23 protein-coding genes are annotated in these 20,353 nt (G+C 68.9%); 5 read left to right on the top strand and 18 right to left on the bottom strand.

Annotated features, from left to right (window positions below; all coding sequences use genetic code 11):
* Nucleotides 1-160 precede the first annotated feature (160 nt).
* From DES41_RS29220 to DES41_RS29210, 3 genes are read left to right on the top strand one after another with little or no spacing between them, the layout of a single operon-like run.
* Nucleotides 161-1,279: a hybrid sensor histidine kinase/response regulator gene (locus DES41_RS29220; protein WP_114471123.1), complete on the top strand. Its 1,119-nt coding sequence runs from the start codon at nt 161-163 to the stop codon at nt 1,277-1,279.
* On the top strand, nt 1,276-1,905 hold the full coding sequence (locus DES41_RS29215) for a response regulator (RefSeq protein WP_114471122.1): 630 nt from the start codon (nt 1,276-1,278) through the stop codon (nt 1,903-1,905). Before DES41_RS29220 ends, DES41_RS29215 begins: the two co-directional genes overlap by 4 nt.
* Before the next feature lie 10 nt (nt 1,906-1,915).
* Complete coding sequence (locus tag DES41_RS29210; RefSeq protein ID WP_114471121.1) at nt 1,916-2,878, top strand: aldo/keto reductase; 963 nt, start codon at nt 1,916-1,918, stop codon at nt 2,876-2,878.
* On the opposite strand, the gene alkB is transcribed toward DES41_RS29210, so the two are convergent.
* From alkB to fliF, 14 genes are all read right to left on the bottom strand, one after another.
* Entirely contained in the window at nt 2,866-3,501 is a 636-nt protein-coding gene (alkB, locus tag DES41_RS29205) for a DNA oxidative demethylase AlkB (RefSeq protein ID WP_425466404.1), read from the bottom strand. The two genes, DES41_RS29210 and alkB, sit on opposite strands and share 13 nt — an antisense overlap.
* Nucleotides 3,502-3,515: 14 nt before the next feature.
* Nucleotides 3,516-4,283, bottom strand: a complete 768-nt coding sequence (fliR, locus tag DES41_RS29200) for a flagellar biosynthetic protein FliR (RefSeq protein WP_114471119.1) — start codon at nt 4,281-4,283, stop codon at nt 3,516-3,518.
* A 6-nt stretch (nt 4,284-4,289) separates the two neighbouring features.
* Nucleotides 4,290-4,559: a flagellar biosynthesis protein FliQ gene (gene fliQ, locus DES41_RS29195; protein ID WP_114471118.1), complete on the bottom strand. Its 270-nt coding sequence runs from the start codon at nt 4,557-4,559 to the stop codon at nt 4,290-4,292.
* Nucleotides 4,556-5,296 carry a flagellar type III secretion system pore protein FliP gene (fliP, locus tag DES41_RS29190; protein WP_114471117.1) on the bottom strand — a complete coding sequence of 247 codons (741 nt, stop codon included), beginning with the start codon at nt 5,294-5,296 and terminating at the stop codon, nt 4,556-4,558. The genes fliQ and fliP overlap by 4 nt, the downstream gene beginning before the upstream one ends.
* The gene (locus DES41_RS29185; RefSeq protein WP_114471116.1) at nt 5,293-5,631 is read right to left on the bottom strand and encodes a FliO/MopB family protein; all 339 of its coding nucleotides are present in this window, start codon (nt 5,629-5,631) and stop codon (nt 5,293-5,295) included. The genes fliP and DES41_RS29185 overlap by 4 nt, the downstream gene beginning before the upstream one ends.
* 6 nt (nt 5,632-5,637) lie before the next feature.
* Nucleotides 5,638-6,066 (bottom strand): flagellar motor switch protein FliN, encoded by a 429-nt coding sequence (fliN, locus tag DES41_RS29180; protein WP_114471115.1) that lies wholly within the window; start codon nt 6,064-6,066, stop codon nt 5,638-5,640.
* On the bottom strand, nt 6,056-7,057 hold the full coding sequence (fliM, locus tag DES41_RS29175) for a flagellar motor switch protein FliM (protein WP_114471114.1): 1,002 nt from the start codon (nt 7,055-7,057) through the stop codon (nt 6,056-6,058). The genes fliN and fliM overlap by 11 nt, the downstream gene beginning before the upstream one ends.
* A 9-nt stretch (nt 7,058-7,066) precedes the next feature.
* Nucleotides 7,067-7,633: a flagellar basal body-associated FliL family protein gene (locus DES41_RS29170; protein WP_425466403.1), complete on the bottom strand. Its 567-nt coding sequence runs from the start codon at nt 7,631-7,633 to the stop codon at nt 7,067-7,069.
* Nucleotides 7,634-7,748: 115 nt separating this feature from the next.
* A complete protein-coding gene (locus tag DES41_RS29165; RefSeq protein ID WP_114471112.1) occupies nt 7,749-9,068 on the bottom strand; it encodes a flagellar hook-length control protein FliK in 1,320 nt (439 codons plus the stop codon).
* A complete protein-coding gene (gene fliJ, locus DES41_RS29160; RefSeq protein WP_114471111.1) occupies nt 9,058-9,537 on the bottom strand; it encodes a flagellar export protein FliJ in 480 nt (159 codons plus the stop codon). The genes DES41_RS29165 and fliJ overlap by 11 nt, the downstream gene beginning before the upstream one ends.
* Before the next feature lie 5 nt (nt 9,538-9,542).
* Nucleotides 9,543-10,958 carry a flagellar protein export ATPase FliI gene (fliI, locus tag DES41_RS29155; protein WP_114471110.1) on the bottom strand — a complete coding sequence of 472 codons (1,416 nt, stop codon included), beginning with the start codon at nt 10,956-10,958 and terminating at the stop codon, nt 9,543-9,545.
* Nucleotides 10,951-11,679: a FliH/SctL family protein gene (locus tag DES41_RS29150; RefSeq protein ID WP_245965917.1), complete on the bottom strand. Its 729-nt coding sequence runs from the start codon at nt 11,677-11,679 to the stop codon at nt 10,951-10,953. Before DES41_RS29150 ends, fliI begins: the two co-directional genes overlap by 8 nt.
* On the bottom strand, nt 11,679-12,674 hold the full coding sequence (gene fliG / locus DES41_RS29145; RefSeq protein WP_114471108.1) for a flagellar motor switch protein FliG: 996 nt from the start codon (nt 12,672-12,674) through the stop codon (nt 11,679-11,681). Before fliG ends, DES41_RS29150 begins: the two co-directional genes overlap by 1 nt.
* Nucleotides 12,675-12,687: 13 nt before the next feature.
* Complete coding sequence (gene fliF / locus DES41_RS29140; protein ID WP_114471107.1) at nt 12,688-14,448, bottom strand: flagellar basal-body MS-ring/collar protein FliF; 1,761 nt, start codon at nt 14,446-14,448, stop codon at nt 12,688-12,690.
* 176 nt (nt 14,449-14,624) lie between these two features.
* On the opposite strand from fliF, the gene fliE reads away from it, so the two are divergent.
* On the top strand, nt 14,625-14,948 hold the full coding sequence (gene fliE, locus DES41_RS29135; protein WP_114471106.1) for a flagellar hook-basal body complex protein FliE: 324 nt from the start codon (nt 14,625-14,627) through the stop codon (nt 14,946-14,948).
* An 87-nt stretch (nt 14,949-15,035) separates the two neighbouring features.
* Here the strand turns inward: fliE and DES41_RS29130 are convergent, their stop codons facing one another.
* The 4 genes from DES41_RS29130 to DES41_RS29115 form a co-directional block, all read right to left on the bottom strand.
* The gene (locus tag DES41_RS29130; protein WP_114471105.1) at nt 15,036-15,335 is read right to left on the bottom strand and encodes a flagellar protein FliT; all 300 of its coding nucleotides are present in this window, start codon (nt 15,333-15,335) and stop codon (nt 15,036-15,038) included.
* Between the two features lie 8 nt (nt 15,336-15,343).
* On the bottom strand, nt 15,344-15,772 hold the full coding sequence (fliS, locus tag DES41_RS29125) for a flagellar export chaperone FliS (RefSeq protein ID WP_245965916.1): 429 nt from the start codon (nt 15,770-15,772) through the stop codon (nt 15,344-15,346).
* Nucleotides 15,773-15,846: 74 nt separating this feature from the next.
* Nucleotides 15,847-17,280 (bottom strand): flagellar filament capping protein FliD, encoded by a 1,434-nt coding sequence (fliD, locus tag DES41_RS29120; RefSeq protein WP_114471104.1) that lies wholly within the window; start codon nt 17,278-17,280, stop codon nt 15,847-15,849.
* A gap of 116 nt (nt 17,281-17,396) precedes the next feature.
* Nucleotides 17,397-18,596 carry a flagellin N-terminal helical domain-containing protein gene (locus DES41_RS29115; RefSeq protein ID WP_114471103.1) on the bottom strand — a complete coding sequence of 400 codons (1,200 nt, stop codon included), beginning with the start codon at nt 18,594-18,596 and terminating at the stop codon, nt 17,397-17,399.
* A gap of 350 nt (nt 18,597-18,946) precedes the next feature.
* Here DES41_RS29115 and DES41_RS29110 point away from each other — a divergent pair, with 350 nt between their 5' ends.
* Nucleotides 18,947-20,149, top strand: coding sequence for a flagellin N-terminal helical domain-containing protein (locus tag DES41_RS29110; protein ID WP_114471102.1), 1,203 nt, complete (start codon nt 18,947-18,949; stop codon nt 20,147-20,149).
* Nucleotides 20,150-20,353: the final 204 nt, after the last annotated feature.

The raw sequence follows: 20,353 nt of genomic DNA, 5'->3' as shown, positions 1-20,353 counted from the left end.
ATAACACGGGAGAAGCTGCATTACTGAGCGAATGTTTGCCTGATATTAGTGCGGTTTGGGGACAGGCCCACCAAATGTGTAGGATGGGGCGACGAAGTGCAGCGCCGGGGAGACAGGCGTTGCGCGCCGTACAGCTTCCATCACCGCCGCAAGCCCTTTCATGGCCGACAACGCCACTCCTGCTCCGATCCGGGTCCTGCACCTGGAAGATTCCGAAATCGACCACCAGCTCGTGGCCCTGACGCTGCGCAAGCATGGCATGGCCTTCGCCATGGAGCGCGTGGAAACGCTGGAGGACTTCGCGCTGCGCCTGGAGCAGGCCCGCTTCGACGTGGTCCTGGCCGACTACCATCTGGCCGGTTTCACCGCGCTGGACGCCTGGGCCCTGATCTGCACGCGGGCGCAGTGCCCGCCTTTCGTGCTGCTGTCGGGCGCCATCGGCGAGGCCGCCGCGGTGGAGGCCATCCGCATCGGCCTGTCGGACTACGTGCTCAAGGACCACATCGGCAAGCTGCCGCATGTGATCGGGCGCGCCATCGAGGTCTGGCAGGCGCGCCAGGACCAGGCCCGCGCCGACGCCGAGCTGGCCGCCTCCGAGCGCCGCCTGGCCGCGCTCACCGAGCACCTGCAGACCTCCATCGAACAGGAACGCGCGGCGATCGCGCGCGAGGTGCACGACGACATCGGCGGCTCGCTCGCCGCCATCCGGCTCGACCTGGCCTGGATCGCCCGCCACAGCCAGGACGATGCGGCCATGCAGGCGCACACGCAGGCGGCCAGCGAGATGCTGCAGCACGCGCTGGAGGCCAGCCAACGCATCATGATGAACCTGCGCCCCCCCATCCTCGACCAGGGCCTGGTGGCCGCCATCGGCTGGCTGGCCGAGGCCTTCGAGCGCCGCACCGGCGTGGCCACCGTGCTGGCCGCCCCGCCGGCCGGCGTGGACATCGACAAGACCCTGGCGCTGGTGGCCTACCGCACGGCCCAGGAGGCGCTGACCAATGCCGCCAAGTACGCCGAGTGCAGCCGCGTGGCGATCGACCTGTCGGACGGCGAAGGCGTGCTGACGCTGGAGGTCAGCGACAACGGCCGCGGCATCGCGCCCGAGGCGCTGGCCAAGCCCCGGTCCTTCGGCCTGCGCGGCCTCGCCGAGCGCGCCAAGACCGTGGGGGGCTGGCTCGACATTTCCAGCCGGCCCGGCACGGGCACCACCATCGTCCTGTCCATCCCGCTGGACGCTGCGGCGGCCGAGCGCCTCGACCAAGGAGAGTCCGCATGATCCGCGTCGTGCTGTGCGACGACCATGCCGTGGTGCGCCGCGGCATCCGCGACACGCTGGCCGAGGCCGTCGACATCCAGGTGGTGGGCGAGGCGTCGGGCTACGCCGAGGTGCGCGACCTGCTGCGCAAGACGCCCTGCGACGTGCTGGTGCTGGACCTCAACATGCCCGGCCGCGGCGGCATGGAGGTGCTGACCAGCCTCACCGAAGCAGGCGCCACCGTGAAGGTGCTGGTGGTCTCCATGTACCCCGAAGACCAGTACGCGCTGCGCTGCCTGCGCGCCGGTGCCAAGGGCTACCTCAGCAAGGCCGGCGACCCCGAGGAACTGGTGCGCGGCGTGCGCACCGTGGCCCAGGGCCGCAACTACGTGACGCCCGAGGTCGCGCAGATGCTGGTGGACAGCCTGGCCAAGCCGGCGCAGGAGTCGCTGCACGCGGCGCTGTCCGAGCGCGAGCTGCAGACGGTGGTCAAGATCGCCAGCGGCAAGCGCCTGTCGGACATCGCCGAGGAACTGATGCTGAGCCCCAAGACCGTGAGCGTGTACCGCACCCGCGCGCTGGAGAAGCTCAACCTGGGCAACAACGCCGAACTCACCGTCTACGCCATCCGCAACGGCCTGGTCTGAAGGAACCCCCATGCAACTGCGTCCCCTGGGTGCCACCGGCATCGCCATCGCCCCCGTCGTCTTCGGCGGCAACGTGTTCGGCTGGACCATCGACGAAGCCACCAGCTTCTCGGTGCTCGACGCTTTCGCCGACCACGGCTTCAACGCCATCGACACGGCCGATGTGTATTCGCGCTGGGCCGCGGGCAACCAGGGCGGCGAGTCCGAGACCATCATCGGCAAATGGCTCCAGGCCCGGCCGAGCCGGCGCGACCAGGTCGTGCTGTTCACCAAGGTGGGCGCCGACATGGGCCTGGGCAAGCGCAGCCTCGCCGCGGACTGGATCGCCCGCGCCGTGGAAGATTCGCTGCGCCGCCTGCGCGTGGAGCGCATCGATCTGTACTTCTCCCACTGGCCCGACCCGGACACCCCGCACGAGGAAACGCTCGGCGCCTATGCCAGGCTGCAGGCCGCCGGCAAGGTGCGCGCCATCGGGGCGTCCAACTACAGCGCCCAGCAGCTCGGCGACGCACTGGCCGTGGCGCGCAGCCAGGGCCTGCCGGCCTACCAGGTGCTGCAACCCGAATACAACCTGTCCGACCGTCCTTCCTACGAAGGCCCGCTGCGCGAGCTGTGCCTGCGCGAAGGCCTGGGCGTCGTCACCTACTACAGCCTGGCCTCGGGCTTCCTGTCGGGCAAGTACCGCAGCGCCGCCGACCTGGCCGGCAGCGCGCGCGAAAGGGGCGTGGCCAAGTACCTCGGCGCGCGCGGCACCGCCATCCTCGACGCGCTGGACAGCGTGGCCGCATCCCACGGCGCCACGCCGGCCGAGGTGGCACTGGCCTGGCTGATCGCGCGCGAGGGCGTGACCGCGCCGATCGCCAGCGCCACCAGCGTGCGCCAGGTCGAGAGCTTCGCCAAGGCGGCCGCACTGCAGCTGGCAGCGAGCGAAACCGCCGCGCTCGACGCAGCCAGCGCGACTCAGCCCGCCTGACGCAGCGTCAGGTTGATGCGCTCCGCGCCCAGCAGCGGGTGCGGCAACTCCTTGAGCGGCAGCACGCCGTGAAAGCGCAGGCGGTCCACACCACCCCAGACGACCACGTCACCATGGTGCAGCGGCACGCGCGCGGCCTGGTCGGCGCGCGCGTGCCCCCCGAACAAGAACACCGCAGGCATGCCCAACGAGACCGAGACGATGGGCGCGCGGTGGTCGCGCTCGTCCTTGTCCTGGTGCAGCGACAGGCGTGTGCCGGGCCGGTAGTGGTTGACCAGGCAGGCGTCGGGGGCAAACCCCACGAAACCCGCAGCCGCAGCAGCCGCCAGCGCCAGTTCGGCGAAGGCCTGCGGCATGGCCGGCCAGGGCAGGCCGCTGGCGGGATCGGTGCTGCTGTAGCGGTAGCCGCGTCGGTCCGAGACCCAGCCGAGCGCCCCGCAATTGGTGTTGGCCACCGACATGGCCAGCCCGCCCGGCGTGACCATGTGGCGCGGCGGCGCGGTGCGCTCGACTTCGGTCAGTGCGGCCAGCAGCCGCTCCACCCAGGGCAGTGCGAAGCCGCGCAGCACGCAGGCCTCGCGCCCCAGCACCACGACGCCCTGCTGCGGCGGCTCGTCGAACAGCGCCCCCTGCGCCACTAGCGCGGCCCGAACAGCGCGATGGTGCGCTCCATCAACGCCATCATGGGCTGGTCCATGAGCGGCAGCGTCGCCGCGATGCCGATCAGCCCCATCACCAGGGTGACCGGAAAGCCCACGGCGAACACGTTCATCTGCGGCGCCACGCGCGAGACGATGCCCAGCGTGAGGTTGACGAACAGCAGCAGGCCGATCATGGGCAGTGCCATCCACAACGCGCTCGCGAAGATCTCGCGGCCCAGCCCGTGCATCTGCAGCCGGGCCAGCGAATCCAGGAAATTGCCGTCGGCCGGAAAGGCCTCGAAGCTGCGGATCACGGCCATCAGCACCATCAGGTGGCCGTTGACCACGATGAACAGCAGCATCGACATGGTGCCCAGGAAGCGCGAGACCGCGCTCACCTGCGCATTGCTGGTCGGGTCGAAGAAGGCCGCAAAGTTCAGCCCCATCTGCAGGCCCACGAGTTCGCCGGCCAACTCGACGGCGGTGAACACCAGCCGCACGGCAAAACCGATGGCCAGCCCGATGCCGACCTGCTGCACCACCGCACCCAGCGCCTGCGGACTGTTGATGCCGATGATGGGCTGGCCGGCCAGCGTGGGCTGGGCCGCCACGGCGATCAGGAACGCCAGGGCCACGCGCGCGCGCATGGGCACGGCCCGCATGGAGAAGATCGGCATCGCCGTGAACAGCGCCAGCACGCGCAGGAAGGGCCACAGGATCGGCGAGATCCAGGCCACCAGCTGCGCTTCGCTGAAGGTGATCACGTCAGCTCACTGGGGCAGCTGGGGAATCATCTCGATCATGCGCCGGATGTAGTCCACCAGCGTGGTCAGCATCCAGGGCCCGGCCAGGGCCAGCACCAGCAGCGCGGCGATGAGCTTGGGCACGAAGGACAGCGTGGCCTCGTGGATCTGCGTGATGGCCTGGAAGATGCTGATCACCAGCCCCACCACGAGCACGATCGCCAGCACCGGGGCGGACACCATGAGCAACAGCGTCAGCGCCTCCTGGCCCAGCGTGAGGACGAATTGCGGGCTCATCGCGCGAAGCTCGCCGCGAGCGAGCCGATCAACAGGTTCCACCCGTCGGCCAGCACGAAGACCATGAGCTTGAACGGCAGCGCAACCAGCACCGGCGACAGCATCATCATGCCCAGCGACATCAGCACGCTGGCCACGACGATGTCGATGACCAGGAAGGGGATGAAGATCATGAAGCCGATCTGGAACGCCGACTTGAGCTCGCTGGTCACGAAGGCCGGCACCAGCACGCGCAGCGGCGCGGTCTCGGCCGTGACGGATGCGTCCAGCTGCGCGAGCCGGGCGAACAGCGCGAAGTCGGACTGGCGCGTCTGCTTGAGCATGAACTCGCGCATCGGCGCCTCGCCGCGCGCCACCGCCTGCTCGAAGTTCAGGCTGTTGTTGGTGAAGGGCACGTAGGCCTCCTGGTACACCTTGTCCAGCGTCGGCCCCATCACGAACAGCGTGAGGAACAGCGACAGGCCGACCACCACCTGGTTCGGCGGCGCCGACTGCGTGCCCAGCGCCTGGCGCAGCAGCGACAGCACGATCACGATGCGCGTGAAGCCCGTCATCATGAGCAGCACCGCCGGCAGGAAAGACAGCGCCGTGAAGAACAGCAGCGTCTGGATCGGCACCGAATAGCTGCTGCCGCCCGGCCCGCTGCCGATGATGAGCGGCAGCTGCGCGTTGTTCTGCGCCAGCGCCGGCCCGGCCAGCAGGGCCAGCCCGGCCAGCAGCGCCAGGCGCGGCTTCATGGCCTGGCCTCGGGCGCAGGCACCGGTGCGGCCTCGGCCTTGACGAGCGCCCCGGCAAAGTCGAGCGCACCGGCCGGCATGCTGTGCAGGAGATTGACCGACTGCGCCGTCACGCCCAGCACCAGCCAGGTGCGCGCACCGGGGGGGCCCACCTCCACCGTCACCACGCGCTGCTGCGGCCCCACGGCCAGCGCGCCGACCAGGCGCGAGGCGGGGCCGGCGGCGGCCATGCCGCCCTGCACGCGCCGCTGCAGCCACCTGACGGCCCAGGGCAGCGTGCACAGCGCGGCCACGAACAGGGCCACGACCAGCAGGGTCTGCGAGGAAATCGACATCGGCCCTCAACCTCCGCGGCTGACGCGGCGCAGGCGCTCCGAGGGCGTCACCACGTCGGTCAGGCGGATGCCGAACTTGTCGTTCACGACCACCACCTCGCCCTGGGCGATCAGGTAGCCGTTGACCAGCACGTCCATGGGCTCGCCGGCCAGCGCGTCGAGCTCGACCACCGAGCCCTGGGCCAGCTGCAGGATGTACTTGATCGGCACCTTCACGCGGCCCAGCTCCACCGACAGGGTGACCGGGATGTCCAGCACCATGTTGATGTCCTGCATGGTGCCGTCCTTGTTGAAGGCCTGGCGCGGTGCCTCGGCTCCGGACAGCGGGCCGCCCTGCTCGGGGTCGGGCGTGGCGGTCTTCTGCTCCTCCAGCGCCTCGGCCCAGGCGGCCATCGGATCTTCTTCTGCGTTGTCTTTGGGATCTTCAGTGGCCATGGCGGTCCTCAGGGTGGGTGTCGTTGCCGCGCAGGCATTCCTCGATGCGGATCGCGTACTTGGCGTTGTGGGTGCCGTATTGGCAATTGAAGATGGGCACGCCGCCGATGGTGGCGGTGATGCTGGGCTGGCGCTCCAGCTCGATGAAATCGCCCGGCTTCATGGCCAGCAGTTGCTCCACCGTGGCATCGGCCCGGGCCAGCTCGGCCACCAGCGTGACCTCGGCCGACTGGATCTCGCGCGACAGCACCGAGACCCAGCGCCGGTCGACCTCGACCGAATCGCCCTGGGTGGACGAATACAGCACATCGCGGATCGGCTCCAACGTGGAGTACGGGATGCAGACATGGATCACGCCGGCGATGTCGCCGATCTCCAGCTGGAACGCGGTGGACACCACGATCTCGCTGGGCGTGGCGATGTTGGCGAATTGCGGCTGCATCTCCGAGCGCTGGTAGTCCAGCTCCAGCGGGTAGATGCCGTGCCAGGCCTTCTTGTACTCGCCCGAGATCACGTCCAGCAGCCGGTTGATCACGCGCTGCTCGGTGGCCGAGAACTCGCGGCCCTCGATGCGCGTCTGGTACTTGCCGGCGCCGCCGTACAGCGTGTCGATCACGCCGAACACCAGCGAGGGTTCGCACACCACCAGGCCGCTGCCGCGCAGCGGGCGCACGGCCATGATGTTGAAGTTGGTCGGCACGGCCAGCTCGCGCAGGAAGGCGCTGTAGCGCTGCACGGTCACCGTGCCCACCGAAATCTCCGGGCTGCGCCGGATCAGGTTGAACAGGCCGACGCGGAAGTTGCGCGCAAAGCGCTCGTTCACGATTTCCATGGTCGGCATGCGGCCACGGACGATGCGTTCCTGGCTGGAGATGTCGTAGTTGCGGATCTCGCCGGTCTCGACGACCTCCTCGACATCCTTCTGGCTCTCGCCAGTCACCCCCTCCAGCAGGGCATCGACCTCTTCCTGCGAAAGGAACGACTCACTCATGGCATGGCTTCACTGGATGATGAAACTGGAGAACAGCACGCGGTAGATCGGGTTGAACGCGGCTGGGCGCGGACGCTTGCGCGGCTTGCCTTCCGGGGCCGGCGGCTCGTCTTCCTCGACCTCATAGCCCAATGGCGCCGAGGCTTCGCGCAGGATGTCGTGGGCGAGCTTTTCCTTGCCGTCGCGCGTGAGCAGCTCTTCCGAGGTCCGTTGCGACACCAGCATCAGCACCGAACTGCGGATGCCGGGAAGGTGCGCCTTGACCTGGTCGGAGGTCTTCTGGTCCATGACCTCCAGCGTCACGCCGACCTGGGCGAACTTCTCGCCACCGGCGTCGGCCAGGTTCACCACCATGTTCTCCAGCGGCAGGTAGACGGGCGGTTGCGCCTCCTTGCCCTTCTTGGCATGGGCGGCGGGCGGCGCAGCGTCCGCCTCTTCCTCGTCGGCGTGGCCGCGGCCGAGCAGCATCCAGGCCGCGCCAGCCGCGGCCAGCAACAGGACAGCCACGACACCCAGGATCAGGGGCTTCTTGCCCTTGGGCTTGGGTGCGGCGTCGGCGGCAGCAGGAGCGGACACGGCGATTTCCTTTTGTCTTCGGGGCTGGGATCGGTTCTGCCCGGATTATTGACCCGGATCGACAGACCGATCAGCGGATTAGGCTGGGAAAACAGGCATATATAGCTTGCCTTCTTCAGACGTAGAGGTCCAGCGCACCGGCCGGGCGGCGCGGCGCAGCGGCCACCGCCTCGGCAGGCGCCGCGGCTTGCGCGGCCGGCTGGCGCGCGGCCCCGGCACCGGCATCCGCTTGCGGCTGGCCACGGCCGTCGTGGGCGCCATGCGCACCGACCGACACGCCGGACAGCACCAGGCCCTGTGCGCCGAGCAGCTCGCGCAGCTGGTCCACGCTGCCGGCCAGCATGTCGCGCGTGGCGGCATGCTCGGCGCGGAACTGCACCTGGGCTTCGTTGCCGTCCAGCGCGATGCGCACCTGCACCGGCTCGCTGGTGCCCACCGTCAGTTCGGCGCTGCGCACGCCCTGGCTGGCCCACTGGCGCAGTTGGTCGGCCAGTTGCCGGTCGAAGGCGGTGTCGGGCTGCGCCGCGGCATCGAGGTTGGACAGGGCTGCGTCGTACTGCACGGTGGGCGTGAAGTCCGGCGCCGCCCAGCCGGCAGCGCCATGGGAGCCGCCGTGCTGGCCCGCGCCATCGCCGGCGGTGTCCTGTCCGCCGCGGCGAGCGCCTGCAGCGCCGCCCACGCTGGCCAGCTCCGGCACCACCGCCTGGGCGTCGGCGCGCAGGGGGCCTGGCAGGGCCCGCTCGGCCCGGGCCGGCTCGCGCATCTCGCGCGGTTGGCCAGACCATGCGGACACCGCGGCCCCCTGCCGCAAGGCCGGCTCGGGTGCCGCCTGCTCGCGCGCGGCCAGATGCTGCTGGAGTTGCTCGAACACGCTGGCGTACTGCGGTGCGAGACGCGGATCGGCCACGGTGGCGGTGTCCGGCGCGGGCAGGCCAGCGAGGGGTGTCGCCTGCGCCGGCTGCGCTCCCTGCGTTGTGGGCGCGCTCTGGCGCTCCGCTGCGCCGCTGCCGGCACCGATGGGGGTGCCGCCATCGGGCTGCGCCACCACCGGGGCCGCGGCGGCCTCGGCCGCCACTGCGGTGGACGGCGGCTGCGCCAGGCCGGGCGAGCCCGAGCCCGAGCCCGAGCCCGAGCCCGAGGCCGGCACCGGCACCGGCAGCAACAGGGCCAGGGCCGCCGCGTCGGCCGGTTGGGCGTCGGCGGGGAGCGCGTCCGCACCACGCCGGGCACGCTTGCCTTCGGGCTGGGCCGCGCCAGGCAACACGCCAGCGGCATCGCCCTCGGCCAGGCCCAGGCCCAGCCCGTCTTCCAGGGCCGCCATCAGGGCCAGGAAGTCGCCGCTGGCCGCGGCCTGCCCTGCGGCCTTGGCGCCGCCTGCGGGCCGCTGCGCCGCGGCGCCCGCATGGCCCGCAGGCGCTCCTTTTTCAATGCCCATGTTCTTCCTCCTCGGCCTGCTGGCGCCGCGTCAGGGCGTGGCGCACGGCGGCCATTTCATCGGTCTGCCGCTGGTCGCGGCGTGTCTGCACCACGGCCATCGCCTCTTCCTTGCGGAGCACCGCCTGGCGCAGCGTCGCCACGCGCAACTCGGCCTGCAGCAGCGCCTGGCGCGCCATCTCCTCGCGGCGCAGTTGCTCGGCCACGGCGCGGCGCTGCATGGCGATGGCCTCGTCCAGCCTGGCCATGAAGCGGTGGTGGTGCAGCATGAGTTCGGGCAGCGCGCTGATGCGTGCCTGCGATTCCCAGCGCTGCTCGGTCTCCTGGGCGTAGCCACTCAGCTGAGCGAGCTGCTGCTCGGCCGCGACGCGGCGCTGCTGGGCCTGGCCCAGCGCCCGGCTGGCGGCATCGCGCCGGCGCTCGGCCAGTTCGATGGCCAGGGCCAGGGTCTTGAGCAGTTGCTTGGACATGCTGCTCAGGCCCCGTCGGGATCGAGTGCCATTGCCATCTGGCGCACGCTCTGCTGCATCGGCGAGCAGGCGAACATGTCTTGCTGCAGGAACTCGGCCATGCCGGGCGCCAGCCGAACGGCTTCGTCGAGCTGCGGGTCGGCGCCGGGCGCGTAGGCGCCGATCTGCACGAGGTCGCGGCCCTTCTGGTAGCGCGAGTAGACGGCGCGGAAATGCCGGGCCAGCAGGAAGTGCTCCTGGCTCACCACGTTGTGCATCACGCGCGAGGCCGATTGCTCGATGTCGATGGCCGGGTAGTGGCCCGACTCGGCCAGCGCGCGCGACAGCACGATGTGCCCGTCCAGGATGGCGCGCGCCGCATCGGCGATCGGGTCCTGCTGGTCGTCTCCCTCGGACAGCACGGTGTAGAAGGCCGTGATCGAGCCATGGCCGTCCTTGCCGTTGCCACTGCGCTCCACGAGGCCCGGCAGCTTGGCGAAGCACGAGGGCGGGTAGCCTTTGGTGGCGGGCGGCTCGCCGATGGCCAGTGCGATCTCGCGCTGGGCCATGGCGTAGCGCGTGAGCGAATCCATGAGCAGCAGCACATGCTTGCCCTGGTCGCGGAAGTATTCGGCCACGGCGGTGGCATAGGCTGCGCCCTGCATGCGCAGCAGCGGCGGCGCGTCGGACGGCGCGGCCACCACGACAGAACGCGCTCGGCCGTCCTCGCCCAGGATGTCCTCGACGAACTCCTTGACCTCGCGGCCGCGTTCGCCGATCAGGCCGACCACGATCACGTCGGCCGCGGTGTAGCGCGCCATCATGCCCAGCAGCACGCTCTTGCCCACGCCGGAGCCGGCGAACAGGCCCAGGCGCTGGCCGCGGCCCACGGTGAGCATGGCGTTGATCGCGCGCACGCCGGTGTCCAGCACCGTGCGCACGGGGTCGCGGTCCATCGCGTTGATGGGCTGGCGGTCCATCGGCAGGGCCCGCACATCGCGCACCGGCCCCTGGTGGTCCATGGGCAGGCCCTGGGCGTCGACCACGCGGCCCAGCAAGCCGTCGCCCAGCGGCAGGCGCAGCACACCCTCGGCCGGCGGAGCCGCGCCGTCTGGCACATCGCCCAGGCGCGGCATGGGCACATAGGGCGGTGCCGGCGTGACGCTGGCGCCGCGCGACAGGCCATGCACATCGCCGGCCGGCATCAGGAAGGCGCGCTCGCCCGCGAAGCCCACGACCTCGGCCAGCACCGGGGCCTGGCCCGGCATCTGGATGTGGACCTGCGAGCCGACCGGCACGCGCACGCCCGTGGCCTCCAGCACCAGGCCGGCCAGCCGCGTGAGCGTGCCCCGCACTTCCAGCGTGGTGCCGGCGCGCACGCGCGCCAGGGCGGTGTCCAGCAGGCCATCCCAGGAGGCTGCAGGGGCGTCTACTTCAGGCATCGCCAGCTTCCTGCTGCCAGGGCGCGTCCAGGCCCAGCTGTGCCAGCGCCCGGCGCCAGCGCGCCGGCAGCCGCCCGTCGACCACGGTGCCCGCGGACTCGACCAGGCAACCGCCCCGCTCCACCTGGGCGTCGGCCATCCAGTTCACCTGCAGCGCCGCGTGCTCCTCGCGCAGCGCTGTCTCCACCACCGCGAGGTCTTCGGCATGCAGCTTCACGGTGGCGGCCTTGTGCTCCGTGCCCAGCAGCGCCAGCGCCTCGCGCACCACGGGCAGCACGGCATCGGGCTGCACGCTCAGTTCGCGGCGCACGATCTGGCGTGCCAGCTCGGCGGCCAGATCCAGCACCTGGCGTGCCTGGCGCTGCTCGCAGTCCGCCAGCCGCTGCTGCAACTGCTGCACCACGGCCGCCAGCTGGGCCGCGTTCTCGCGGCCCTGGCCCCCGACATAGGCGTCCAGCTGCTCGTGGCCCACACGCGCCGCATCGGCATGGCCGCTGGCATAGCCGGCGGCATGGCCGGCGTCGTAGGCGCGCTGCAGGCGGGCTTCCTCGGGCTCCGGCTCGGGCTCGGGTTCCAGCTCCGGCGCGGGCGGCGCAGCCTCCAGCAGCGGCTCCGGCTCCGGCTCGTCGCCGCCCAGGCGGCCGAACTTCCAGGCCGCGACCACGCCGATCTCCTCGCCAGGGATGAAGCGGGTGTACATGCGGTGGTGGGCAGTGGACATCAGATCAGGGCGTCATCGCCGCCGCCGGCCAGCACGATCTGGCCTTCGTCGGCCAGGCGGCGCACGGTCTTCAAGATTTCCTTCTGCTGCGCCTCGACCTCGGACAGGCGCATCGGGCCGCGCGACTCCAGGTCTTCGCGCATGGACTCCGCGGCACGGCTGGACATGTTGCCCAGGATCTTCTCCTTGAGCTCGGGCGCGGCGCCCTTGAGGGCGGCGATGAGTGCATCGGACTGCACTTCCTTGAGCATGAGCTGCATGGACTTGTTGTCCAGGTTCAAGAGGTCGTCGAAGACGAACATCTTGTCCATGATCTTCTGCGCCAGGTCCGGGTCGTGGCCGCGGATGGACTCGATCACCGTGCCCTCCACGTTGGTGCCCAGGAAGTTGATGATCTCCGCCGCGGCCTTGACGCCGCCCAGCGAGGACTTGCGGATCTTGTCGCCGCCGGCCAGCACCTTGAACAGCACCTCGTTGAGGTCCTTCAGCGCCGTGGGCTGGATGCCCTCCAGCGTGGCCACGCGCAGCAGCACGTCGTTGCGCAGGCGCTCGGTCAGGTGCTTGAGCACGCCGGCGGCCTGCTCGTGGTCCAGGTGCACGACGATGGCGGCCACGATCTGCGGGTGCTCGTTGCGCAGCAACTCGGCCACGGACAGCGGGTCCATCCACTTGAGGCTTTCGATGCCGGAGATGTCGCCGCCCTGCAGGATGCGGTCGATCAGCAGCGAGGCCTTGTCGTCGCCCAGCGCGCGGCGCAGCACATTCTTCACGTAGTCGCCGGTGTCGGACACCAGCAGGCTCTGGCGGCTGGCGGTCTCGGTGAACTTGCTGACCACCGACTCCACGCGCTCGCGCGGCACGGTGCGGGTGCGGGCGATGGTCTCGCCCAGGCGCTGCACCTCCTTGGGCGAGAGGTGCTTGAACACCTCGGCCGCTTCTTCTTCGCCCAGCGACATCAGGAAGATGGCGGCGTCGGTCAGACCTTCTTCATCCATGTTCTTACTCCGTTCAGGAAGAAGCGGATTCGCCGTTGATCCAGTCCTTCACGATGTTGGCCACCGCGATCGGATTCTCCAGCGCCAGCTTGCGCGCCGCTTCCAGGCGCAGCTGGTGGTCGGTGGGCTGCAGTTCGACAGCATCGCCCAGGGCCGGGCCGCCCAGCGCCGGGCGCTCGGCGTCGTCGGCCACCAGTGCGTCGAGCTGCCCGCCGCCATCCGGGCCGCCCGGGGTGCCGCTGCCGTCGGCCAGCGCCGGCGCGGGCTTGGGCGGCTGCATGGCCTTGAAGCCGGGGCGCACCAGGCCGAACAGCACGACCAGGGCCAGCAGCAGCATGCCGATGGGCCAGGCGAAGCTGCGCAGGTTCTCCACCGTGGCGACCTGCTGCCACAGCGGCCGCTGGTCGCTCGGCTCCACCGTCTGCACGAAGGCGGCATTCATGATGTTGACCGAATCGCCGCGGTCCTGGCTGAAACCAATGGTTTCACGCACCAGCGCCGTCATCTGGGTGATCTGGTCGGCCGTCAGCGCCCGCGTGGTCGGGTTGCCCTTCTCGTCGGTGGCGGCCTGGTGGTTGACCACCACGGCGGCCGATAGGCGCTTGATGCCGCCGGAGCCGCCGCGCACCACGCGCACGGTCTTGTCGACCTCGTAGTTGGTGATGGACTCGCGCTTGCTGTTGCTGGGGCCGCCCTGGGCGCCGCCAGAGGCCTGGAGCTGCTGGGCCTGGCCGTTGATGGGCGCCGCAGCCGGTTGCGGCGGCTGGTTGGACACCGCGCCCGGCACGCCCGAGGGCTGGCCCGCCTGCGGGCCGGTGGTGGTTTCCACCACCTGCTGGCTGCGCACGGCGCTGGCGTCGGCCGACAGGTTGGGCCGGTGCTGCTCGCTGGTCTGCTCGGTCTGGGAGAAGTCGACCTCGGCCGTGACCTGGGCCTTCACGTTGTTGCGGCCGACCACGGGCTCCAGGATGTCCATGATGCGGCGGGTGTACTGCTGCTCGATCAGCGAGACGTACTGCAGCTGCTGCGCATCCACGCCGCTGCCCGACTCGGGCGCGCCCGAGAGCAGCTTGCCGGTGTCGTCGAGCACGCTGACGGCCGAGGGGTTCATCTCGGGCACGCTGGAGGCCACCAGGTGCACGATGCCAGCCAGTTGCGCACGGTCCAGGGTGCGGCCTGCGCGCAGCGTGATCAGCACCGAGGCCGAGGGCTTTTGCTGCTCGCGGAAGAAGCCGTTCTGGTTCGGCAGCGCCAGGTGCACGCGCGCACTTTCCACCGACGCGATGGACTGGATCGAGCGCGTGAGCTCGCCTTCCAGGCCGCGCTGGAAGGTCAGCCGCTCCTGGAACTGCGTCATCCCGAAGCGGTTGCTCTCCATGAGCTCGAAGCCCGTGACCGAGCCCTTGGGCAGGCCCAGCGAGGCCAGGCGCAGGCGTGCGTCGTGCACACGGTCTTCCGGCACCAGGATGGAGCCGCCGTTCTCCGAATACTTGTAGGGCACGTTCATCTGCGTGAGCTGGGCCACGATGGCGCCGCCGTCCTTGTCCGTCAGGCCGTTGTAGAGCGTTCGGTAGGCGGTGCGGTTGCCCATCATGAAGCCCGCCACGATGACCAGCAGCAAGAGGCCGATGCCCAGCCCGAGCCGGATGCGCTGGGCGCGGTCGAGCCGTGCCAGCCGCTCGGCCAGCGGCGATTTGGCGAGCGCACCCGCGGCAGCGGGTTCCGCGGGAGCGGGGACCAGAGGACCGGCAGGAAGTTCGGCAACGGCAGACATCGTCTTGGGGCACGCCGCGCGGGGCGGACGTACGCATTGGGAGTGATGCGGCGGATTATTCTGAGATCCGGCCGGATTCTTCGCCGGATAAGCGCGCGGATTGGCCAGCATTTCGGCCCATGGCGGCGGCTGGCGGCCACTAGGATTGCCGCCATCACACCTGCCAGGACTGCGCCATGGATCTTCGCCTCACCCCCTCGATCGGCTCCGCCGTCGCCCGCCCGGCACCGGCGGCTGGCGCGGCCGCGCGCGGCGTCGTGGCCGAGCCCAAGGAGCAGGCCGGCTTCTCCACCGCGCTCAAGAGCGCGCTGGTGTCCGTGAGCGGCGCCCAGGGCGAATCCGGCCGGCTCTCGCGCGAGGTGCAGCTGGAGAACCCGCAGGTCAGCCTGGAAGAGACCATGGTGGCGATCCAGAAGGCGCAGATCGGCTTCCAGGCCACGCTGCACGTGCGCAACCGCATGGTGCAGGCCTACACGGACATCATGAACATGCAGGTCTGAGCCCCCGCACACCCCTCAAACGACAAGAGCCGCCCATCGGGCGGCTCTTTGCTTTGGCGGTGGCGCAGGGCCACCGGCTGGTCTGGCTCAGTGCAGCAGCTGCGGGCGGCTTTCCATCATGTATTCGAACTGCGTGAGCCAGGGCTCCGTCAGGCAGCGGATCTCGGCGTCGTTGCGCAGGATGCGCTGCATGATGCGCGCCTTCTCCTTGCGGTGCTCGGCCGTCAGCTGCTCGGTCTGCGACTGGTGGCGCAGCTGCTCGATCAGCACCGCGCAGGCGCCCTCATGGCGCACCACCTCGTCCCAATCTTCCTGCTGGGCGGCCCGCAGCATCTTGACGCTGCTGTCCTCGATGGCCTTGTAGTAGTCGATGAGCATGTGCGACATGGTGCTGCTCAGGAAACGGCCGGCTGGCCGGCTGGGTTGGCAATGCTCTTCCAGGCGCCGTAGACCGGCACGATCAGGTCAATCACTTCTTGGATCATCGGCGCGTCGTTGTGGATGTTGGCTCTTGTGAGTCGGCTGATGCTGTAGTTGTAGACACCGCGCAGGTTGGTCGCCAGCTCGCCGCCTGCTGCGTCGTTGAGGGCGGCCTTCAGGCCTTCCTCGAGGATGCGCACGGCCTTGCCGATTTCCTTGCCCTTGGTCTCGTTGTCGCCACGCATTGTGGCTGCGTGGGACTGGCGCAATGCGCCAAGCAAGGCCTCATAAAGCAGGCAAATCAGCTGATGGGGGCTGGCGCCTTCCACGCTGGTCTGGGTGCCAACGCGCTTGTAGGCCGCTGCGGAGCGGGAACTGACCGAAGTGAACATCGAAGAGCCCATGAAACTGTCGTTGATGTTGTGGTTATCGGCAGGCCGTGCCCGGACTCAAGCGTTGTGCGCGTGAAAAATCCGCCTCAGTCGTTCTTCTTGTTCCACTGCGAGACTTGCTGGTCCATGTAGTTGGCCAGGGCCTGCAGCGAGCCCATCTTCACGTCCAGCGCGGTGTAGGTCTTGCGCAGCCGGGCTTCGGCCAGGGTGGCGCGGTCGTTGATCTTGTCCTGCTGGTCCAGATTGCGATCGGACTCGCGCCCCAGCGCATCGGTCTTGTTGTTGAGCAAGCCGTCGAACGACAGCAAGGTGCCGGTATAGCTCTTCATGCGCGCGGCCAAGCCCGTGCTGCTGCCATCCTCATTGCGCTGGATGAAGAGCTTCTTGACGTTCTCCAGGTCACCCAGCGAGGTGCTGAGCTTGGAGCCGTTGATGGCCAGGTTGCCGTCGCGCGCCATCGTGATGCCAATGTCGGACAAGGAATTGAACACGTTGCCGCTGCCCCCGTTCGCCGTGAGCACGGAACGCAGGCTGTTGCGCAGCCCCACCGCCGTGGAGTCGCCCTGCAGGTCGCCCGCCGTCTTGGTCTCGCTGTCGTACTTGGTGGAATCGGCCAGCAGCGTGTTGATCGCGTTGTACGCGTCGACGAACTCCTGGATGTTCTTGGTCATCGCCTCCTTGTCGACGGTGCTGGTGATCAGCGCGTCGGCGCCGACAGGCGTGACCTCGTTCAGCGAAATCGTCAGGCCCGGCACGGCATTGACCAGCTGGTTCTTGGCCGACGTCACGGTGATGCCGTTGATCGTCGCCACCGCGTCCTGCGCGGCCTGGTAGGTGTTGGCCGCCATGCCCACTGTGGGCTGGGCCAGGTCGAACGCCAGCCGCGACAGGCCGGCGTTGTCGGCGTTGTTGCCGTCGCTGTCAGCGGCGGTGATGCGGAAGCCGGAGACCGCACCGGTGTCCTTGGAGCGCAGCATCAGGCGGTCGCCGGAGGCGTCGCTCAACACCGTGGCCACGACCCCGGCGCCGGAGTCGTTGATCTTGGCAGCCACCTGGGCCAGCGTGTCGTTCGCACCGACCGTGACATTGACAGCTGCCGCCGTGCCGGCGGTGAACACCCCGGCATTCCAGCTGCCCAGCTCCAGTGTCAGCTGGCCCGAACCGATGGTGCCGCCCGCGGAGATGGCAGTGGACACGGTGGATTGCGACTGCGCCAGCTTCTGCACGCCGACCGAGAAGCTGGTGGCGGCAGCGATGCCGGAGACGCTGACCGAAACCGCCGATTCCTTGGACGACTTGACCGCCAGCGCATTCCAGCCGCTGTCCAGTGCCAGCTTGGAGGCTGCATCCTGCAAGGTGGAGACCAGCGACTTGATCTCGGCAAAGGAAGACACCTTGGTCTGGATCTTTTCGGCCTTGGCCTGCAATCCTTCGAGCGGCTTCTTCTCCAGCGCCACCAGCTTGCTGATGATGTCCTCGACCTCGAGGCCACTGCCGATACCGACCGATGTGATTGCCATGCCAATCTCCTAGCGCTCAAAGCGCACAAACGCAAAACGGCGGACAGGGTAGCACCCGTGCCCGCCATCGAAAGCGCCGAAAAGCACCCGATTCCCGGATGCTCCTCGGTGGCTGCTTACTGCAGCAGGGCCAGCACGCCCTGGGGCAGCTGGTTGGCCTGGGCCACCATGGCGGTACCGGCCTGCTGCAGGATCTGGGTACGCGACAGGTTGGCGGTTTCCTTGGCGAAGTCAGCGTCCACGATGCGGCCGCGGGAAGCCGAGAGGTTTTCCACCTGGATCTCGATGGAGCCCACCGAGTTCTCGAAGCGGCTTTGCAGGGCACCCAGGTCGGCACGGGCGTTGTTGACCTGGTCGATCGCGCTGTCGATCTTCTTGAGTGCGACCCAGGCATTGGCCTGCGTGTCGACGGTCAGGGTATCGATGCCCTCGATGTTGTCGCCGGTCGCAGCAGTGACTGCCGGCACGAAGCCAGTATCTGCAGCGGCGAAGCCGGTGAATGTCACGGCTTCCGGGTCGCCGTTCGCGTCGAGCTTGGACGACATCACTTCGGCGGTGTAGGTGCCATCGTTGTTGCGCGTCAAAAAGGCGGTCACGCCAGTGTCGGCGGACTTGCGGTTGATCGCCTCGACGACCTGACCCAGGCGCTCGGCGCCGGAGCTGGCGGCGCTGATGGTGCCCAGCTCCACTGTGGTGCCAGCGACCGCGATGCTCAACGTACCGTCCGCGATCTCGGTGTCAAAACCCGTGACCACCGTTTCCGCGTTGATGTTGGCGGCGCTGCCGGTGGAGTAGGCGATCTTCGACAGGCCGTCGGCCGTTGAGTCCGTCAGCGCGCCGATGGTGATGTTGTCGCCAGAGTTGGCACCGACCTGGAACACGGCGCCAGAGAACGAGCCATCCAAAATCTTGGCACCGTTGAAACTGGTCTGCTTGGCCACCCGGTCGACTTCGTCGATCAGCTGGGCCACTTCGGCCTGCAGCGCCTTGCGGTCGGCCGTGCTGTTGGTCGCGTTGCCGGCCTGCACCGCCAGTTCACGCATGCGCTGCAGCATGTCGCCGACCTTGCCCAGCGCGCCTTCAGCGGTTTGCGCCAGCGAGATGCCGTCGTTGGCATTGCGCGCCGCGACCGTGTTGCCGCGGATCTGCGTGTTCATGCGCTCGGAAATCGCCAGGCCGGCAGCATCGTCCTTCGCGCTGTTCACGCGCAGGCCGGATGACAGGCGCTGCATGGAAACCGACAAAGAGCTTTGGGAAGAACCCAGGTTGCGCTGCGCATTCAGCGAAACGACGTTGGTGTTGATGGTCGAGGCCATGAGAAGACTCCAAAAATAGCGGCAAAACGCCGATCACAACGCCAGCACCGCGCTGGCCGCCCTGACCGGTGGCGGGGAGAAACCATTGAATTCAAAGGACTTTCTCTTCCACTGTGCCGGCCAACAGGTCCTTGCGAACCCATTGCACAGGTTTTCGGACCCCCTGGCGAAAACTTGAGCCCCTGTTGCATCCAGAGCGCAGAAAAGGCGGAAATTTCGAACGCTTTTCAAGCGTATGCGTTGGCCGCGCCTCTCCAAAATTGCCAGCACGCCCAGGAACGTGGGCGCCGACGGGACGCCTCCCGCATCCCGAACCGGTCCCACCACCCCGGACACGCAGGAGTAACCGCATGGCCTCGACCATCAACACCAACATCGTTTCGCTGAATGCCCAGCGCAACCTGGGCACGTCCCAAGGCTCGCTGGCGACTTCCATGCAGCGCCTGTCGTCCGGCCTGCGCGTGAACAGCGCCAAGGACGATGCCGCAGGCCTGGCCATTGCCGAGCGCATGAACACCCAAGTGCGCGGCCAGACCGTGGCGGCGCGCAATTCCAATGACGGCATTTCGCTGGCGCAGACGGCCGAAGGCGCGCTGGGCAAGGTCGGCGACATGCTGCAGCGCATGCGCGAACTGGCGGTGCAGGCCGGCAACGCGACCAACAGCAAGGCCGACCGCGCGGCACTGCAAGCAGAAGTGGCGCAGCTGATCGACGAAGTCGACCGCGTGGCCAAGCAGACCACCTTCAACGGCACCAAGATCCTGGACGGCACGTTCTCGGGTGCCGTGTTCCAGGTCGGCGCGAACTCGGGCGACAACATCACCGTCGGCGCGCTGACCGACACCACCGCCGACGGGCTCTCGCGCATCGCCTACGCGACCGGCAGCGCGGCCGGCATCGACGCGGCCGTCGTCACCAACCTGGAGCCGCTTGCGGCCGGCTCGCTGAGCGTCCAGGTCGCCGGCGCCTCGGCCATCGACCTGGGGCCGATCCAGTCCGCGAGCTCCGGCGCAGAGCGCATGGGCCAGATCGTCGAGGCGATCAACCGGAAGTCCGCCGACACCGGAGTCACCGCCTTCCTGACACGCGAAGAAACCGGCCTGTACTCGATCGACATCATGTCGGGACAGCTGGACACCGCCGGCGTGCCCAAGGCCGTGACCTTCACCGGCTTCAGCGCGGCGGACACGGGCTTCACCCCGACGGTCGCCGCCGAAACCGATCCGAAGTCGCTGCAGGGCATCGACACCATGACCATCGCCACGCAGCGTGACGCCTGGGTGGCGCTGAAGAAGATCGACGGCGCCATCGACCAGGTCAACAACGCGCGCGCCGACCTCGGTGCGCTACAGAGCCGGTTCGAGAGTTCGGTGGCCAACATCGAGATCCAGATCGAGAACCTGGCCGCTGCGCGCGGACGCATCGTCGACGCCGATTTCGCCAAGGAAACCGCCAACCTGTCGCGCACGCAGATCCTGCAGCAGGCGGGCACAGCGATGGTGGCCCAGGCGAATCAGCTGCCGCAGCAGGTGTTGCAGTTGCTGCAGCAGTAAGGCCGCGCCCACGCTGCACGAACGGCCCTGCGGGGCCGTTCTGCGTTGCGGCCTGCCGCTGCTTCACGGTCTCCTGGGCGATCGCATCCAGCGCCTGGGTGCCGCCAGCCGACATCCCGATCGCAACCACGGCCCGGAGGTCTGCGCCATCGCACATGCCGGGCGGGGCCGGGCAGCAGGATCACGTCGGCTGTGTGCTTGGCC

The organism is Pseudorhodoferax soli (assembly GCF_003337555.1).
Classification (GTDB): Bacteria; Pseudomonadota; Gammaproteobacteria; order Burkholderiales; family Burkholderiaceae_C; genus Pseudorhodoferax; species Pseudorhodoferax soli.
Note: the sequence above shows the minus strand (reverse complement) of the source record. Positions and strands in the feature narration are given on the sequence as shown.

Coding starts and splice junctions, on each gene's coding strand:
- DES41_RS29220 (WP_114471123.1), top strand. CDS start 161: ATGGCCGACAACGCCACTCCTGCTCCGATCCGGGTCCTGCACCTGGAA.
- DES41_RS29215 (WP_114471122.1), top strand. CDS start 1,276: ATGATCCGCGTCGTGCTGTGCGACGACCATGCCGTGGTGCGCCGCGGC.
- DES41_RS29210 (WP_114471121.1), top strand. CDS start 1,916: ATGCAACTGCGTCCCCTGGGTGCCACCGGCATCGCCATCGCCCCCGTC.
- fliQ (WP_114471118.1), bottom strand. CDS start 4,559: ATGAGCCCGCAATTCGTCCTCACGCTGGGCCAGGAGGCGCTGACGCTG.
- fliP (WP_114471117.1), bottom strand. CDS start 5,296: ATGAAGCCGCGCCTGGCGCTGCTGGCCGGGCTGGCCCTGCTGGCCGGG.
- DES41_RS29185 (WP_114471116.1), bottom strand. CDS start 5,631: ATGTCGATTTCCTCGCAGACCCTGCTGGTCGTGGCCCTGTTCGTGGCC.
- fliN (WP_114471115.1), bottom strand. CDS start 6,066: ATGGCCACTGAAGATCCCAAAGACAACGCAGAAGAAGATCCGATGGCC.
- fliM (WP_114471114.1), bottom strand. CDS start 7,057: ATGAGTGAGTCGTTCCTTTCGCAGGAAGAGGTCGATGCCCTGCTGGAG.
- DES41_RS29165 (WP_114471112.1), bottom strand. CDS start 9,068: ATGGGCATTGAAAAAGGAGCGCCTGCGGGCCATGCGGGCGCCGCGGCG.
- fliJ (WP_114471111.1), bottom strand. CDS start 9,537: ATGTCCAAGCAACTGCTCAAGACCCTGGCCCTGGCCATCGAACTGGCC.
- fliI (WP_114471110.1), bottom strand. CDS start 10,958: ATGCCTGAAGTAGACGCCCCTGCAGCCTCCTGGGATGGCCTGCTGGAC.
- DES41_RS29150 (WP_245965917.1), bottom strand. CDS start 11,679: ATGTCCACTGCCCACCACCGCATGTACACCCGCTTCATCCCTGGCGAG.
- fliG (WP_114471108.1), bottom strand. CDS start 12,674: ATGGATGAAGAAGGTCTGACCGACGCCGCCATCTTCCTGATGTCGCTG.
- fliF (WP_114471107.1), bottom strand. CDS start 14,448: ATGTCTGCCGTTGCCGAACTTCCTGCCGGTCCTCTGGTCCCCGCTCCC.
- fliE (WP_114471106.1), top strand. CDS start 14,625: ATGGATCTTCGCCTCACCCCCTCGATCGGCTCCGCCGTCGCCCGCCCG.
- DES41_RS29130 (WP_114471105.1), bottom strand. CDS start 15,335: ATGTCGCACATGCTCATCGACTACTACAAGGCCATCGAGGACAGCAGC.
- fliS (WP_245965916.1), bottom strand. CDS start 15,772: ATGGGCTCTTCGATGTTCACTTCGGTCAGTTCCCGCTCCGCAGCGGCC.
- fliD (WP_114471104.1), bottom strand. CDS start 17,280: ATGGCAATCACATCGGTCGGTATCGGCAGTGGCCTCGAGGTCGAGGAC.
- DES41_RS29115 (WP_114471103.1), bottom strand. CDS start 18,596: ATGGCCTCGACCATCAACACCAACGTCGTTTCGCTGAATGCGCAGCGC.
- DES41_RS29110 (WP_114471102.1), top strand. CDS start 18,947: ATGGCCTCGACCATCAACACCAACATCGTTTCGCTGAATGCCCAGCGC.